Raw genomic sequence first — 16,693 nt, forward strand, 5'->3', positions numbered from 1 at the left:
TGATACCGATTTTGTACGTTAACCCATAAACCTAAAAGACCATGTTCAGACCCCTTTTGCTAACAATCATGATCCTTTCGTTGGCTCAACAAGCACAAGCTGCTGACTATTATTGGGTTGGCGGCAGCGGCGACTGGTCAGACATCAGCCATTGGGCCACCACCAGTGGCGGTGCAACCCGTCACAATGTAGTACCAACGCCCAACGATCGGGTGTTTTTTGATGCCAATTCTTTTACTGCTCCCAACCAATTGGTCAACGCCAACAACCAGTCGATTTTTTGCATGGACATGAACTGGGAAGCGGTGACCAATAATCCCACTTTTTCTGCTCCTGCTGGGTATGTGCTCAATGTTTACGGCTCACTGAGACTGAGCGCAAATATGGTTTTTTCGTTTCGGGGCTCGGTCAATTTTTTGGCGAATACAACGGGGCAAACCATCCTTTTAGCGGGGCACCGCATCCGGCAACTGGTTACCTTTAATGGACCAGGCGGAGGCTGGACTTTACAATCGCCTTTACAAACGGATTCCACCCTACTCATAAATGCGGGGAATTTGAATACTGGAAATCAGGCAATTACCTGCAAACGTTGGTTTGTCAATCCAGGCTCAGCAGTAGCTCTTGATCTGGGCAGTAGTCGCATTACGGTCACAGGCTCTTTTTATACCTCCCGTATTCTATACCAGTACGATTCTGCAGTGGTCGAGTTCAAGCGTGGCAATTTGAGTGTGGTGCCCGGAACTTCGGTTTTTGAACTAAATTCAAGTAAACCCTTACTGCGGGTCACTGGCGTTGGAAACCTGAACTTGGGAACTGTACTGTTTTCCAATACGCTTGGAAAAGGTCGATTGATCAGCGAAACCGGAGGTGCCATCAATTTGGTGACCCTGGAAATGCGTACAGATAGTGATGTAGAAGGTTCGGTCAATTTTGACAACCTCATTCTGGGGCCAGGAAAAAACTTCAAGTTTCAGGCTGGATTCACTTATCGGTTAAAGAAGTTGACCGCCCTGGGGCAATGTATTTCACCAATCCAGATTTTTAGTAGTGTTTCAGGTACACAGTTCACTTTTGAAGCAACTGCCGACTCGATTACGGGAGATTTTGTTTCGCTGAAAGATGTAAAAGCATCTGGTGGGGCCCGCTTTGTGGTGCGCAACGCCGCCGATCTGGGCAACAATAGCGGATGGACCATCGTAGCAAAATCTAACAATAACCTTTTTTGGGTAGGTGGCAACGGCAATTGGAGTGATCCCAATCATTGGTCGTTCACCAGTGGAGGCACTGGTGGCGCTTGTGTTCCTACTGCCGGAGATAATGTGTTTTTTGATGCCAACTCAGGTAATGCCGTTACGGTCAATATCGACATCGAAAATGCCTATTGCCGCAACATGAGTTGGACGGGGGCTGCTGGAGCTCCGACCTTGAATGGCTCCGGGGAAAAAAGTTTGCACATATTTGGTTCCCTTACTTTTGTTCCAGGCTTGCGCCAACAATTTGAAGGTGACGTTTATTTTGAAGGCGACAATACATCCAATGTAATTACCTCGGCAGGAAAAACTTTCCGCAAAAAGCTGATTATGGATGGTACCGGAAACTGGAGTCTGGCGGATAGTTTGTCAACTTTGCTGGATTTTGTTTTCATCCAAGGCAATTTTAATACCAACAACCAACTGCTTTTTACTCGCAGTGTATTGTCACAAAACCCGCGCAACCGTACCCTTACCCTGGGGCGTAGCCATTGGGTATTGCGGCGAGTGGATTTACAAAATTACAATACGCTGGTTTGGGAAATCAATCCCCAGAGTATGGTGCTGGACGCAGGCACATCAACCATAGAATTCAGGAACTGGGTTGGGGTATTACAAACCTCTTTTTCTGGCCAGGGCCCAAGCTTAAATTACAATCAAGTTTGGTTTTTAGGCGGTGACGGCTCGATGTATACCTACAACCGCAATCGCCAAAAAGCAGATTCGATTCGTTGCAGTACCTCCTTCAATTTGTATGGACGGAACACCATGGAGGTTTTGGAAATGCTCCGAACCAGTAATGTAATTCAGCCCTCACTAAGCGATACCACTACGATCAACGAAATCCTGGTACCGGATTTGTGTACGGGTATGATTGAGTTACGCTCTTCCAGTCCCGATCAAAAAACCTATCTGGAAAGCACCCGCGCCTTGGTTACCAGGCGTTTGATGATCAAAGACATTGTCCACATTGGAGTAGGGCCTGCGGTGGCCAACAATTCCATCGACCTGGGCAACAATCAGGATTGGACCATCAACGAGATTGCGGGCCGGAATTTGTATTGGGTCGGCAAAGGAGGAAATGGAGATTGGTTCGATCCAGTCAACTGGTCTTTGACGAGTGGTGGTCCGGGTGGTGAATGTATCCCCACGGCCAAAGACAACGTATTTTTTGATGCCAACTCCTTCAATGGTCCCAATCAAAGGGTCAATAATTACGGTTTACACGCCTATTGCCGCAATATGAGCTGGGTAGGGGTGACGAACGACCCCGTTTTTTACATGTGGATTTTGAACGCTTTTGGCTCGGTTGATTTACCCAAACCTCAAATTGGAGCGTATTGTACCAATTTAATTTTGCGTTCAAATGATAAAGACCTGAAATTACAGACCCTAGGTTTTCAAATAGGTAGCCTCCAAATCTCGGGCCGTGGCTCCTGGACATTGCAAGACACACTTGAAGCCTATAGTATCATCCATTCCGAAGGTGAATTCAACTCAAACGGAAAACCTGTCAACATTAACTTTTATACATCCGCAGGGTTTTCCAGCAATAAACCCATTCTGAAAATGGGCAGCAGCCATTGGCGCATCAACAACAACGGTGCTGATTTTAATTACACAGCTTCTTTCTGGAGTAATCTCACCCTCGATGCAGGGACTTCCCTGCTGGAATTTACCAATACTAGTCCTTTTGTATACATTTTTAATGACCATACTTTTTACAACGTATTGTTCTCAAACCCACAGGGGACTTCCACCTTGCGCACAGAAGCCGATTTTAACCGGAGTGGTCGTGCACCCTACATAGCGAAGTTCAACCGATTGGAATTCCGCAACAATGGCATTTTGTATGGGAAAAATGTGATCGATTCACTGATTTTTTCTGCCGGAAAATCCTATCAGCTTGATGCCACGCAACCCCAAACGGTCAACGAATATTTCCAGGTTATCGGCAACAACTGTAACCCCATTGAATTGCTCTCTACTGCTCAGGGTACCAAGGCTGATGTTATTATGAATGGGGGCAAAGTCCTGGCGGATTTTGTACAAATGCGGGACCAACGTGGAGTCGGCTCTACCCAATTTTTGGCGGGAGCCAACAGTACCAACATCAACAATAGCAACCAAAACTGGATTTTTGATACACCCGTCGATTATGTAGATGAGGGAATTTTGGGTAAGGATGCGGTCTTGTGCAAAAACAATAGTTTACTGCTCGATGCCAACACCTTCAGCGCAGGAGAATCCTACCGCTGGAACGATGGCAGCACCAAGGCTACTTTCAATGTGACTCGTGCGGGAACTTATTTTGTCGCCGTTACCTACAATGACGGTTGCATCCTTCGGGATACCGTACGGGTGTTGCCAGCTACAGATTTTACGCCCAATTTAACGAATGATACTACCTTGTGTGCCAATCAAGGTTTGGTTTTAAACGCCGATCTGAATCTGGTCGGAGCAACTTATCGCTGGCAGGATGGCTCTACGGCGACCAGTATCGACGCCAGCAAAGCTGGAAAATACAAAGTAACCATCGAATTGTCGGGCTGTACTGCTTCAGATTCTATTCAGGTTCGAGTCATCAGCCCTGCCGCCATCAATTTGGGCCGCGATACCAGCATTTGTGATGGGCAATCTTTGCTGCTGGATGCCTCCAAGACAGGCGGAACAAGCTACTTGTGGAGCGACAGTACCACTGGCCCAACGCTCCGAGTTACAACTGCCGGACTGGTTTGGGTGGAAGTCAATGATGGCCAGTGCACCGCCCGCGACTCCATCAACATCAGTGTCTTGCCTGCTTTAGGTCTGAGTTTGGGGCGCGATACCTCTTTTTGTGAAGGCGGGAGTTTTACCCTGCGTTCCAATCTGGGCAATTTAACTTACCGTTGGCAGGATGGAAGCAGTAATCCTTCGTTTCGGGCAAGTACCGCTGGCGTATATTGGCTGGAAGCAACGGGGAATGGTTGTACCGAGCGAGACAGTGTCAATCTGCGGATGCAAGCCCTGCCCCGTTTTGAACTTGGTCCAGATACCAGCTTGTGCGATGGGACTAATTTCAACTTGCGCGCAACGGTCAGTACCCCAGGAAATACCACTTACCGCTGGTCCAATGGCAGTACAAATGCCAACATCAGCGTCCAATCGAGCGGTTTATACGCCGTAACCGCCACCTTGAATGGCTGTACTTTCAATGACCAAAGGCGTTTTACCTTTAACCCCGGGCCTGCCTTTGAGTTAGGGGCAAATTTGGGATTCTGTGAGGGTGAATCCTACGGCCCTAGTGTAGCCATCAATGGGGGAACTTACCGATGGAATACTGGTGCTACAACTCCCCGTATTACCATTAGACAAACAGGTTTATACTACGTAGATGTAACCTTGAACGGCTGTACCAAACGTGACTCGGTAACTTACACTTTTGCCCCAAAGCCAGAATTCAGCTTAGGCCGTGATACGACGCTCTGCGCCGGAGAAAACATCAATTTGAATGCGACCACCACCAATGCGACTTACCGCTGGAACAATGGCAACACCACCGCCACCCGAACCTTGACCCAATCAGAAATCGTCTGGGCAGATGTCACAGTAAATGGTTGCCGTAAGCGCGACAGCATTCGGGTGCAATTCATCAATTTACCCAGAGGTTTGTTAGGTCGGGATACAACTTTGTGTGAGGGCTTGACCAAGACCTACCAATTCAATGTTCCAGGTGCTACTTTGCTCTGGCAAGACAATTCCAGTGCCAATCCATATGTAGTTTCTACGGCGGGTTTGTACATTTTGCGAGCCAGTTCAGGGCGTTGTAGTGTCAGTGACTCGGTGCAAATAGGCTACAAACCTTATCCTAAATTTACTTTGGGGCCGGATACCATTTTGTGCAACAATGAAACCCTGAATTTAAATCCTACTGTTGCCGGTGGAGTATACCGCTGGAACGATGGCCAGGCTACCGCTGCAAAAATGCTAAGTCAAACTGGGACCTATTGGCTGGAAATTGACCTCAATGCCTGTGTGCGTCGAGATAGTGTGAAGATCGTAGCCGTGAATTTGCCCCAAAGTTTATTGAGGCCGGATACCGCCCTTTGTGAGGGTAGTACACTTCGACTCAGCGTACAGGTGCCCAATACCACTACTCAATGGCAGGATGGCTCCAGCAATCCGGTTTTTGTGGTGAACCAGGCTGGCTTGTATTGGGCGCAGGTTGCAGCTGGGCGTTGCCGGGCGAGGGATTCGATCAGGGTTACCTACAATCCTCTGCCTCGCTTTAACCTGGGCAAGGATACCGTGCTTTGTACGGGAGAAACCCTGGCCCTGGGTGCTTTGACTGGCTTTGATCAGGTGCGCTGGAGCACCGGCGCGTCCACACCAGGAATAAACGTCACCAGTGCCGGGACTTATTGGGCCGAGGCAACCCAGAAAAATTGCAGATTTAGGGATAGCCTCAAAGTCACTTTAAACGCTGTTCCAAGCGTGAACCTTGGCCCGGACACCCTCATTTGTGATGACAAACCATTTGTACTACAAGCCAATGGCAGCGGCAATGCCCAATTGTTGTGGTCGGATGGCAGTACGGGGAAATCCCTGGCGGCTACCCTCGCTGGAACCTATTGGGTGCGGGCGTCTAATGGACGTTGTGTAGATACGGACTCGATGACTTTAAGCTTGCGGGAATGCGTGGTGTTTAAAACCTTTACCCCCAATGCCTTTTCTCCGGATGGCAACAGCACCAACGAATCCTTCCGGCCTTACCTCAATGAAAATGTACGGGTAACGGCCTATGAAATCCAGGTATTTGACCGTTGGGGCAGCCAGGCTTTCCGTTCTACCGATATCAACACCGGCTGGGATGGGTTCATTCGGGGCCAAAAAGCTCCGCAGGGCGTTTACATTTATTGGTTCCGAATCGAATATGTAGATGACAAAGGGCCGGGTAATGCCCTGGTTAGGGGGGAGGTGACGCTATTGCGCTAGTTCAAGAAGCTGTTTGAGTCCACGATACAAACTCAAACAGCTTCAAAATTTATTTTATGGATAAGGATTATCTCGAAAGTGTCAAAAAACAGTTTGCCTATTATAAAATGTTAGGCGACAAAACTATTGCTCAACTCAGCGATGAACAATTGTTCTGGCAGTACAACTCCGAGAGCAACAGCATTGCCACCATCGTCAAACACCTTTGGGGCAATATGCTCTCGCGTTGGACAGATTTTTTAAACAGCGACGGGGAAAAAGAATGGCGGGATCGCGATGCCGAGTTTGAAAACGACATCACCTCCCGTGAGGAGTTGCTGGAAAAATGGAACGCTGGCTGGCAATGCCTTTTTGAAGCTCTAAATCCACTTGAATCAGCCGACTTAGAGCGGATCATTTACATCCGCAACCAGGGGCATACCGTGATGGAAGCCATCAACCGGCAATTGGCACATTATCCTTACCATGTAGGCCAAATGGTGTTTATTGGAAAAATGTGTTGTGATGTAAACTGGAGTTCTTTGTCGATTCCAAGAGGGAATTCCCAGGCATTTAATGCCGATAAGTTTAAGCAGGAAAAACGCCGGGCGCACTTTACGGATGAGTTTTTGGAAGGGAAAGAGGAGTAACGACTTAAGGTAGGTCGAATTGGTGATTCAGGAACTTCTAGAGCAGGTGAACCGTTATGTTGTTCCCAACAAAAAAAATTAACCATGTCATCTACACCCATTGCCTACCACACCTACCAGGCTCTAGCTGAAGCCTATTCCGAGATTGCCCCCGACAAAGAATACAACGCCTACTACGACCGCCCGGCCATGATGTCATTGTTGGATGAAGACCTTACAGGGCAATACATCCTTGACGCAGGCTGTGGCCCCGGCATTTACAGCGAAATTTTGTTGAAAAATGGGGCCGAAGTAACCGGAATCGACATCAGCGAAAACATGATCCAATACGCCCGAACCCGCAATGGGGACCAGGGCCGTTTCCTCGTGGGCAACATGGAACAGCCTTTGAGTATGTTTAAAGACCAGCAATTTGATGGAGTATTGAGTGCTTTAGCTATTTCCTACATAAAAGACATCTCCAGCCTTTTTGGCGAATTCCAGCGCATTTTAAAACCAGGAGCCTGGTTTTGCTTTTCTACCGAGCACCCTTTCTTTTCTTACGGCTACTTCAAACTGGACAATTATTTTGAAACCCAGGCAGTTTCTTGCCAATGGAAAGGTTTTACCAATGAGCCCATCACCATGAACAGTTATTACCACAGCCTCAGTTGCATCACTGATGCTTTGCTGAACAATGGTTTTGTGATTGAGCGGATTTTGGAGGCAAAACCTGTGGCCGAATTTGAGCAAAAGCATCCCCGTGCCTACGCGGAGCGGCAAAAATTTCCGTCGTTTATCCATTTCCGGTCCAGGAAAGCCTGAATCCCAAATAAAGTTCCAATCTTTATCCTGTACAAGTAAGCTAAGCTTCTGTCCATAAAGCCTAACACCACATCAGCATGCAAACGGATAAAGCAACTAAAGGCGCCTGGTATGCGCTGGGAATTCTATTTGGCATCAACCTGATGAACTTTTACGATCGGCAGATCATGGGTGCGCTCGCCGAGTTGATCAGGAAAGAATGGGCGCTGAATGATGCGCTATTGGGCACTTTGGGCACTGCCTTTATCCTGATGTATGCCGCAGTTGGTTTGCCATTGGGTCGTTTAGCCGATACCTGGAGCCGTCGCAAAATTCTAGCTGGAGGGGTCAGTATTTGGAGTGTTCTTACCGCCGTATCCGGCTTGGCACCCAGTTTTGGCTGGATGTTTGTGAGCCGATTGGGCGTGGGAGTAGGGGAGGCCAGTTGTGCACCTGCCGCCAATTCCCTGATTGGTGATTTGTTTCCGCCGCGTCGCCGAGCGCTGGCACTGTCGATTTTTATGCTAGGGCTGCCACTTGGAACCTTTTTATGTTATCGTTTGAGTGGTTTGATTGCTTCGGCTTATACCTGGCGGCACGCTTTTTATTTTGCCTGTATTCCCGGCTTGATCCTTGGTTTGCTAGCACTCAAACTGCCAGAACCGGTACGTGGTGCCACTGAGGAAAAGCCCTTGCAAGTTTCGCCAAACCAGCGTTCACCCTTTTGGCAAGTACTTGCCATTCCTACCATTTTATGGATTATCGTTTCCGGTGCTTTGCACAATTTCAATATGTATGCGGTCAATTCTTTTTTGCCCGCTTTCCTGATGCGTACTCATTTGATGAGTTTAAAAGAAGCGGCAAATATTTCTTCAATTGTTTTGGGAGCAGTGGGCATCCTCGGCCTCATCGGTGGAGGTTGGATTGCCGATCGTTGGAGCCGCCGCAGGAAGGATGCCAAATTGTTGCTTTCTGCCCTTTGTTGTGGATTGGCTGCGCCTTGTATTTTCCTGGCCTTGAATCAGCCGCCAGGCGCCACTTTGTTGTTTATGCTGCTGATGGGCACGGGCATCATGCTGATGTTTGTGTATTACTCCGGGGTTTATGCTTCAATTCAGGAGGTGATTCCAGCCAATTTGCGGGGCACTGCAATGGCTTTGTATTTTTTCGCGATGTATTTGCTAGGAGCGAGTTTTGGCCCGGTCATCACGGGTCTACTGAGTGATCATTTTGCGCGGCGGGCCATGCAGGCTGCGGGTGCTGTAGAGATGTCGGAGCAGTTCAAGGCGATCGGTTTGCATCATGCGATGTACATTATTCCAATTTTGGGGGTGGCACTGGCAGTGGTGTTGTTTGCTGCGTCCCGCACGGTGAAGAAAGACATTGAAAAAATGCAGCTGAATTAAGCCGACAATGAAGCCTTTACGGCCTTGGAGTGCAAAAAATAATCAAGACCTTGTGTCCAATTCCAATCGACTCGTTTGTCATCATGGTATACAACAATTTTGTAACCATTCAATTCAACAACGATGCAAGAATTTATGCTGATTTTTAGACACGAAGATGGGGGAAAGTTGGCTTCACCCGAACAAATGCAGGTTTGGATGCAAATGACCATGGACTGGATCGGTGGAATTGCTGCTCAAAACAAACTGGTTAGCACGGGCAGTGGCCTGGCTTTTGATGACAGCAGGGTAGTTGGGCACAATAATGTAGTCACGAATGGCCCTTTTGGAGACATCAAGGAAACCATTGGCGGCTTCATCATTGTTCGGGCTGAGTCTGCGGATGAGGCAGCTGAATTCGCCAAAGGTAGCCCGGTTTTGCTTGGTGATGGTAATACCGTGGAGGTGCGGAAGTTGGCAAAATCGGTGGAGTTATAAGTTTTTTTTTGAACCACCTAAGGCACCTTAGATCACCTTAGGCCGTATCCTTCTAAGGTGGTCTAAGGTGCCTTAGGTGGTTCAAAAACAATCCCGCATGGAACAAAAATTAATCCCACATCTTTTCCGCACCGAGTTCCGCAAAATCACGGCGGTACTCACCCGCTTTCTGGGTATTGAACACCTTGAACTGGCAGAAGACTTAGTCAGTGAAACCTTTGTGCTGGCCCTTGAAACCTGGCCACACCACGGCCTCCCCGATAATCCCAGTGCCTGGTTGTATACGGTGGCCAAAAACAAGGCCAAAAACCAGCTAAAAAGGCAGCAACTCTTTCAGAGCAAAATTATACCCGATTTGATGAATGAATCGGACCTGAGCCATGACTCTGAATTGGATTTATCCCCCGAAAACATTACCGACAGCCAATTACAAATGTTGTTTGCCATTTGCCACCGGGCTATTCCGGTTGAAGCCCAAATTGGTCTGGCGCTGCGTACGCTGTGCGGTTTCGGGATCGATGAAATTGCTACCGCCTTTTTGAGCAGCAAGGAAACGATTAATAAACGATTGTTTCGGGCGAGGGAAAAATTGCGGCAGGAAAAAGTGGCCATTGAAATCCCCGGGGCCACGGCTATTCAGGAGCGATTAGCCAGCGTATTGACGACCTTGTATTTGTTGTTTAGCGAAGGGTATTATTCGGAAAGCCAGGATAGTGTTTTGCGCAAGGATTTTTGTTTGGAGGCAATGCGCCTGACCTACTCGCTCATTGAATACGCGCCTACCAATCAGCCCCAGGTCAATGCCCTGATGGCTTTGATGTGTTTTCAAGCTTCCCGTTTTGAGGCCAGAACCAACGAAAAAGGGGAAATGCTCTTGTACCACGAGCAGGATGAAAGCCAATGGGATGAGGCATTGATTGCCCGCGGCGCTTATTTTTTAAAAAAAGCTGCTCAAGGAAATACGCTTTCAAAATACCATCTCGAAGCTCAAATTGCCTATTGGCACACCATTAAAGAAGATAGCCCTGAAAAATGGCAGCAGATTTTGCAGCTCTACAACCACTTGTTGGTATTGGAATATTCACCCATTATTGCCCTCAATCGCACGTATGCCCTGGCCAAAGTAAAAGGAAATGCGGTAGCCATCCTGGAAGCAGAAAAGCTTAAACTGGAGAACAACCATTTTTACTTCACCTTGCTAGGTGAATTGTACTTGCCTATTGACGCACTAAAAGCCAAAGCACAGTTCGAAAAAGCCCTGGCTATCGCCAAAACACAAACTGATAAACAGTCCATTCAAAAAAAGATCGATCAGCTTTAAGCTTGAACCTTTGCCCCATCGCCAGTCACCACCATGTACATGCCCAATTTGTGCCCCATCGTTTCTTGATACGCTTTAGCCAAACGTTCCTGCAAACCTTCAATGGCATCTTCGTGTACAAGATTGATCGTACAGCCCCCAAAACCACCGCCCATCATCCGCGCGCCAAGTACGCTGCTTTCGTCTTGTACGGCATCCACCAAAAAATCCAATTCGGGACAACTGACCTGATATAAGTGACGAAGGCCCTCGTGAGTAGCGTACATTTTGAGGCCAAAAGTGGCCAGGTCGCCATTTTTCAGGTCTTCGCAGGCGGCCAGGGTACGTTGAATTTCCTCGGTGACGTATAGGCAACGGTCGTATACTTCTTTGGGCAAACGGCTACGATTGGCCTGAACCATCGTGATGGGTACATCGCGCAGCGCTTTAAAATTGGGGTTGTAGTGTTTTTGGAAAAAATGCAAGCCAGTTTCACACTCCGACCGGCGGGTGTTGTATGCCGAATCGGCGAGGGAGTGTTTGACTCCGGTATCAAACAGCACAATTTTATAGGCACCCAACTCAATGGGGAAGTATTCAAAACTCAAATCGCGGCAATCCAGGCGAATGACCTGATTGACTTTGCCGTGCAAACTGGCAAACATGTCCATGATGCCACATTTCACCCCGATGAACTCATTCTCGGAACGCTGCGCCAAAAGTGCCATTTCCCAACGGCTCAAACCTAAACCATACATTTCATTCAAGGCAAAAATTACTGCCGATTCCAGGGCTGCGGAAGAAGACATACCCGAACCCATCGGTACATCACCGGCTACCACACAATCAAAGGCAGGAATGGGTTTACCCAATTTTTGCGCCTGATCCACAACGCCCAGAATGTAATTGGCCCAACGCACGGAGTTGGTGGTAATGTTTTGGAAATCAATGGTGACGGTTTCCGGGAAATCCAAGGAAATCCATTTGCCTTGAGTGCCTCCATTCGGTGCAAGGGCGATGTAAGCAGCCTTGTCCACTGCAGCCGGCAATACAAAACCATCGTTGTAATCGGTGTGTTCTCCAATGAGGTTGACTCGGCCAGGAGAGCTGACTACCAGGGGTTTCCGTGAAAAATGATGCTGAAAACTGTTTTCAACTTGTACGTAAAGAGGCGCAAAGGATGACATGGTGTTGTGTTTTTCGTTTGAGTCGGAAAGATCTCGGAGGATTAAGGAGCCGAATTTGCTCTACTTCACACTCACCGAACCATTCACTACCGAGACCTTAGCCAATTGCTCTTTGCTGTTGACTGCCTCGTAAGGAGTAGGGGTAGGCGAAAAAGCAATGCTACTGCTGCTGCCTGCTTTACCTTTGACGGTGAAACAAACCTGGTACATCACCGCGCCATTGGCCAGGTCCGCACCCTTGAGGTTATTTTCAATCCATACCACGGTCAAAAAACCTTTTTTAATGCCCACAGTGCCAAAGTTGTCCTTGGTCAGGTAAGGCAATTTAAAACCCTGCACCCCGGCATATTCCAGCACTTTGGGATCCCACTTCAATGAGTACTGTGTAGCCAACATTTTGCTGAAATTATCCACGCTGATGTTGACACAGACCTTGCTGCCAGGTGCAGCCGTTTTTTTCTCTGCTTTTAAGGTAATCGCACTGGATTGGGCAAAACTCAGCCCGGCAATGGCCAAGAAAGTCAGGGTGATCAAAATGTTCTTTAAGTACATATTCATGGAAATTTTTGTCAAAAACGAAAATAGAACCTGGATATTTCACCAGAGACTTGGCTTGGAGAATCTATTATTCAAGGAATGCCGCCATCTCGCCCTCTCCAATTTCAACCAGGATGTTTTCTTTTAGCGTAGTAGCCAGGGAAAGACCCACGTAATCGGCTTGAACTGGAAAAAATTTATGGGTGCGATCCACCAATACGGCAATTTCCAATTTTTTGGGCAGGGTTTCAAGAATGGGCTTGCAGGCGTACAATAAAGTGCGTCCAGAGTTGGCGACATCGTCCACCACAATGATAGACTTTCCTGTCAGCTCTTCAATCGGCAAATCGATCTCTACCGGTTTCTCCATTGGCGCGGCCGGATTGAGGCGAATATTGGTTAGTAGAATCGGCAATTTGCTGATTTTCTGGATGCGTTCAGCCAGCATTCGAGCCAAGGCCATCCCTCGATTGTTGATGCCAGCTAGAATTAGCCCCTCTTCTTCAATGTTGTGCTCCAGGATTTCAATGGCCAATCGGCTTACCTTTTGCTCAATCTGCTTGTGCTCCAGAATTTTCATGCAGAAATGTTTAGTACAGTTCCTATTTTGCATCAAAATTAATTTATCCTGTCGGGAATTTTGGAAAAAAATGTCAGGATTGTATTTTAGCGAAAATTCGCTAATTTTGAGCCAACAGAACATACATCGATGATACAACAAGTCCTTTTTGTGTTGATAGCCGGAGCCTCCTTGGGGTATGCTGCCATGCAGTTCCTCAAAATCCGCCGGAACATCAAGTTGGGTAAAGACGAATCCATAAGCGGCAACAGCGCGGAACGCTGGCGCAATGTGTTGCTGATCGCCCTGGGCCAAAAAAAGATGTTCAGCCGTATGATTCCTGCGGTGTTGCACCTCTTCATTTATGTTGCCTTCGTGATTACGCAGGTTGAGTTGATCGAAATTTTTGTGGATGGAATTACTGGACAACACCGGGTTTTTTGGCCTCCCTTGGGTGGTTTTTACACCTTCGTGATCAGTTTTATTGAAATTTTGTCGGTTTTGGCCTTGGTGGCCACTATCGCCTTTTTGGCCCGTCGCAACATCCTGCGCCTGGCGCGTTTCCACAAACCAGAAATGAAAGGCTGGCCTTTTAAAGACGCCAACTACATCCTTTTCCTGGAATTGGCGCTGATCTTCTTTATTTTCCTGATGAACAGTGCGGATATGGCGCGGCATCAGAATGAATACGGATTTGTGGTAAGCCAGTTTTTATCACCCATCTGGGATGGCACTGGCGAAGGCACTCTGCACTTGATGGAACGCATTGGCTGGTGGGGACATATTCTGGTGGTATTTGCCTTTTTGAATTACCTGCCTTTTTCCAAACACTTGCACGTCATTCTAGCTTTTCCCAATACCTACTTCGCCCGTTTGCAACCCCGTGGTGAAATGGACAACATGCCCGAGGTGATGAATGAGGTGAAAAACATGTTAGGCCTGCCGGTAGAAAACGCTGGCGCTGAAGTCAACATGGAAAACCTCGAATTTGGAGCCAACGACGTTTTTTCCCTTTCCTGGAAAAACGTGCTGGATGCTTACAGTTGTACGGAATGTGGGCGTTGTACCTCTGTTTGCCCAGCCAACCTGACGGGTAAAAAGTTGTCACCGCGCAAAATTGTGATGGACATCCGCGACCGGGCAGATGAAATCGGTAAGAAGCTGGACAGCAAGGATACTCAATACGCCAAAGACAAATCACAAGCGCTAAGTGCTGCCAACTTTGACGATGGCCGCAGCCTGTTCGACTACATCAGCCGGGAGGAAATCCACGCTTGCACCACTTGTAATGCCTGCGTAGAAGCTTGCCCGGTATTGATTAACCCTCTGGAGCCCATTCTGAAATTACGTCGCTACGAAATACTCAGCCTTTCCGAAGGTCCATCCGAATGGCTACCCATGTTCAACAGCCTGGAAAACAACGGAGCGGTTTGGGCGATGTCGGTTGAACGGGAAGCGTGGAAAAGTGAATTATAAATCATGAATGATGAATGATGAATGCCTACGTGGGATTCATCATTCATCATTCATAATTCATCATTATGAAGGTTTACACCATGGCCGAAATGGCCGCCGAAGGCCGCGAGCCGGAAATATTGTTTTGGGTAGGTTGTGCCGGGAGTTTTGATGCCCGGGCGCAAAAGGTAACCAAGGCTTTTTGCCAGATTTTGGACGCTGTGGGGATGCCCTTTGCCATTTTGGGCAACGAAGAAATGTGTACGGGTGACCCTGCACGCCGAGCGGGCAACGAGTTTGTGTTCCAGATGCTGGCCCTGCAGAACGTTCAAACCCTGAATGGCTACAATGTCAAAAAAATAGTGACGGCTTGTCCACACTGTTTCAATACCTTGAAGAACGAATACCCGGCCTTGGGGGGCAACTACGAAGTGGTGCACCACAGCCAACTCCTGCAAGAACTGATCAACACCGGTCGGATCAAAATGCAGGAAGGAGGAACTTTTAAGGGTAAAAAAATCACCTACCACGACTCTTGCTATCTAGGCCGGGTCAATGGGGTATACGAAGCGCCACGTAGTGTTTTGGCTTCGCTGGATGCCCAGCTGGTGGAAATGAAACGCTGCAAAACCAATGGTTTGTGCTGCGGAGCGGGTGGAGCACAAATGTTCAAAGAAGATGAACCCGGTGAAAAACGCATCAACCTGGAGCGTGCCGAAGAAGCCCTCGGAACAGGTGCTACAGTAATTGCCGCCAATTGCCCTTTCTGCCTGACCATGATGCAGGACGGCGTCAAAGCCAAAGACAAGCAGGACGATGTCATGGTGTATGATCTGGCGGAATTGATTGTGGATAGTATGGTGAAGGGTTGAGAAGTTGAGAATTTTAGGCTACCGCGGTGACTTAGACAAGGACTATGTCCACGTCGCTGCGGTAGCCTCAACTCCTCAACTCCTCAACTTCCCAACTTCTCAACTCTTCAACTTCTCAACTCTTCAACTTTTCCCAATGCACCTGAATACCCAAGCCGTTCACGCAGGCTATACCATCGAAAAAGAATTCGGTTCGGTGAGCCAGCCGATTATCCTGAGTACCACCTTTGAGCGGGAAAATGGGGTGCCGCGCGAGCACATCTACACCCGTAGCGAAAATCCCAACCGGATCAGCCTGGAAACCAAGCTGGCCATTCTGGAAGGTGGAGCTGAGGCCATTGCCTTTGCTTCCGGCCAGGCAGCGGCTTATGCGGCATTTCAGGCTATTTTGGAGCCAGGTGCGCATGTACTGATTCCAGATGATTGTTACCACGGCATTCGCAGCCTTTTGTCACAAGTGTACCAGGGCTGGCAAATCAATGCTGAAGAGGTAGACATGAGTGTAGTGAGCAATGTAGCTGATGCCATTCGTCCGGAAACCCAATTGATCTGGATCGAAACGCCGACCAATCCAAAACTCAAAATATTTGACATTCAGGCTATCGCCAAGCTAGGAGCTGAAAAGGGCATCACCGTAGCCTGTGACAATACTTGGGCGACACCCTTTTTTCAACGACCTTTTGAATTGGGATGTGACCTGGTCATGCATTCCACCACCAAGTATTTTGGGGGGCATTCCGATATTTTGGGAGGAGCTTTGATATTGAAAGAAAAAGGGGCCTTGGGTGCCCGCTTGCGCTCGATCCAGAGCGCGGGTGGGGGAGTACCTTCACCATTTGACTGCTGGTTGTTGAACCGCAGTTTGGCCACTTTCCCCTTGCGCATGCCTGTACACGCGAGCAACGCGCAGGTTTTGGCGCAGTTTTTACATGGGAAACCTGCCATTGAGCGGGTGTATTACCCTGGCTTACCTTCCCATCCGAATCATGAAGTGGCCAAAAGACAAATGCAGCACGGTTTTGGGGGCATGTTGTCCATTGAAGTGAAAGGAGGCAAAGAAAAGGCCATTCAACTGGCCGAACACCTGCAAATATTTGCCCATGCCACTAGTTTGGGCGGGGTGGAAAGTTTAATTGAACACCGCCGGACTGCTGAAGGGGCAAATCCAAGAAGCCCGGATAATTTGCTGCGCATCTCGGTGGGGATTGAATTTATTGGGGATTTGGTGGCGGATTTTGAGCAGGCGCTGGGGAAGTTGTAA

General features: G+C 48.2%; 12 protein-coding genes. 9 read left to right on the forward strand and 3 right to left on the reverse strand.

What is annotated here, in order from left to right; genetic code table 11:
- Positions 1-68 precede the first annotated feature (68 nt).
- The 6 genes from ACO08K_RS22455 (at position 69) to ACO08K_RS22480 (ending at position 10,843) form a co-directional block, all read left to right on the forward strand.
- On the forward strand, positions 69-6,227 hold the full coding sequence (locus tag ACO08K_RS22455) for a gliding motility-associated C-terminal domain-containing protein (protein ID WP_421798714.1): 6,159 nt from the start codon (positions 69-71) through the stop codon (positions 6,225-6,227).
- A 56-nt stretch (positions 6,228-6,283) separates the two neighbouring features.
- Entirely contained in the window at positions 6,284-6,856 is a 573-nt protein-coding gene (locus ACO08K_RS22460; protein ID WP_421798715.1) for a DUF1572 domain-containing protein, read from the forward strand.
- Between the two features lie 84 nt (positions 6,857-6,940).
- Positions 6,941-7,660 carry a class I SAM-dependent methyltransferase gene (locus tag ACO08K_RS22465; protein WP_421798716.1) on the forward strand — a complete coding sequence of 240 codons (720 nt, stop codon included), beginning with the start codon at positions 6,941-6,943 and terminating at the stop codon, positions 7,658-7,660.
- A 77-nt stretch (positions 7,661-7,737) separates the two neighbouring features.
- Positions 7,738-9,045 carry a spinster family MFS transporter gene (locus ACO08K_RS22470; protein WP_421798717.1) on the forward strand — a complete coding sequence of 436 codons (1,308 nt, stop codon included), beginning with the start codon at positions 7,738-7,740 and terminating at the stop codon, positions 9,043-9,045.
- 123 nt (positions 9,046-9,168) lie between these two features.
- Positions 9,169-9,522 (forward strand): YciI family protein, encoded by a 354-nt coding sequence (locus tag ACO08K_RS22475; protein WP_421798718.1) that lies wholly within the window; start codon positions 9,169-9,171, stop codon positions 9,520-9,522.
- Positions 9,523-9,619: 97 nt separating this feature from the next.
- Positions 9,620-10,843, forward strand: a complete 1,224-nt coding sequence (locus ACO08K_RS22480; protein WP_421798719.1) for an RNA polymerase sigma factor — start codon at positions 9,620-9,622, stop codon at positions 10,841-10,843.
- Here the strand turns inward: ACO08K_RS22480 and galK are convergent.
- The 3 genes from galK to ACO08K_RS22495 form a co-directional block, all read right to left on the reverse strand.
- Entirely contained in the window at positions 10,840-12,009 is a 1,170-nt protein-coding gene (galK, locus tag ACO08K_RS22485; RefSeq protein ID WP_421798720.1) for a galactokinase, read from the reverse strand. The genes ACO08K_RS22480 and galK overlap by 4 nt on opposite strands.
- Before the next feature lie 60 nt (positions 12,010-12,069).
- Positions 12,070-12,561 carry a cohesin domain-containing protein gene (locus ACO08K_RS22490; protein WP_421798721.1) on the reverse strand — a complete coding sequence of 164 codons (492 nt, stop codon included), beginning with the start codon at positions 12,559-12,561 and terminating at the stop codon, positions 12,070-12,072.
- Between the two features lie 73 nt (positions 12,562-12,634).
- Positions 12,635-13,126 carry a phosphoribosyltransferase family protein gene (locus ACO08K_RS22495; RefSeq protein WP_421798722.1) on the reverse strand — a complete coding sequence of 164 codons (492 nt, stop codon included), beginning with the start codon at positions 13,124-13,126 and terminating at the stop codon, positions 12,635-12,637.
- Between the two features lie 129 nt (positions 13,127-13,255).
- Here ACO08K_RS22495 and ACO08K_RS22500 point away from each other — a divergent pair, with 129 nt between their 5' ends.
- From ACO08K_RS22500 to ACO08K_RS22510, 3 genes are all read left to right on the forward strand, one after another.
- Positions 13,256-14,581, forward strand: coding sequence for a 4Fe-4S dicluster domain-containing protein (locus ACO08K_RS22500; RefSeq protein ID WP_421798723.1), 1,326 nt, complete (start codon positions 13,256-13,258; stop codon positions 14,579-14,581).
- Between the two features lie 65 nt (positions 14,582-14,646).
- Positions 14,647-15,432: a (Fe-S)-binding protein gene (locus ACO08K_RS22505; RefSeq protein ID WP_421798724.1), complete on the forward strand. Its 786-nt coding sequence runs from the start codon at positions 14,647-14,649 to the stop codon at positions 15,430-15,432.
- 136 nt (positions 15,433-15,568) lie between these two features.
- Entirely contained in the window at positions 15,569-16,693 is a 1,125-nt protein-coding gene (locus ACO08K_RS22510) for a trans-sulfuration enzyme family protein (protein ID WP_421798725.1), read from the forward strand.

The organism is Haliscomenobacter sp., assembly GCF_965225875.1.
GTDB lineage: Bacteria > Bacteroidota > Bacteroidia > Chitinophagales > Saprospiraceae > Haliscomenobacter.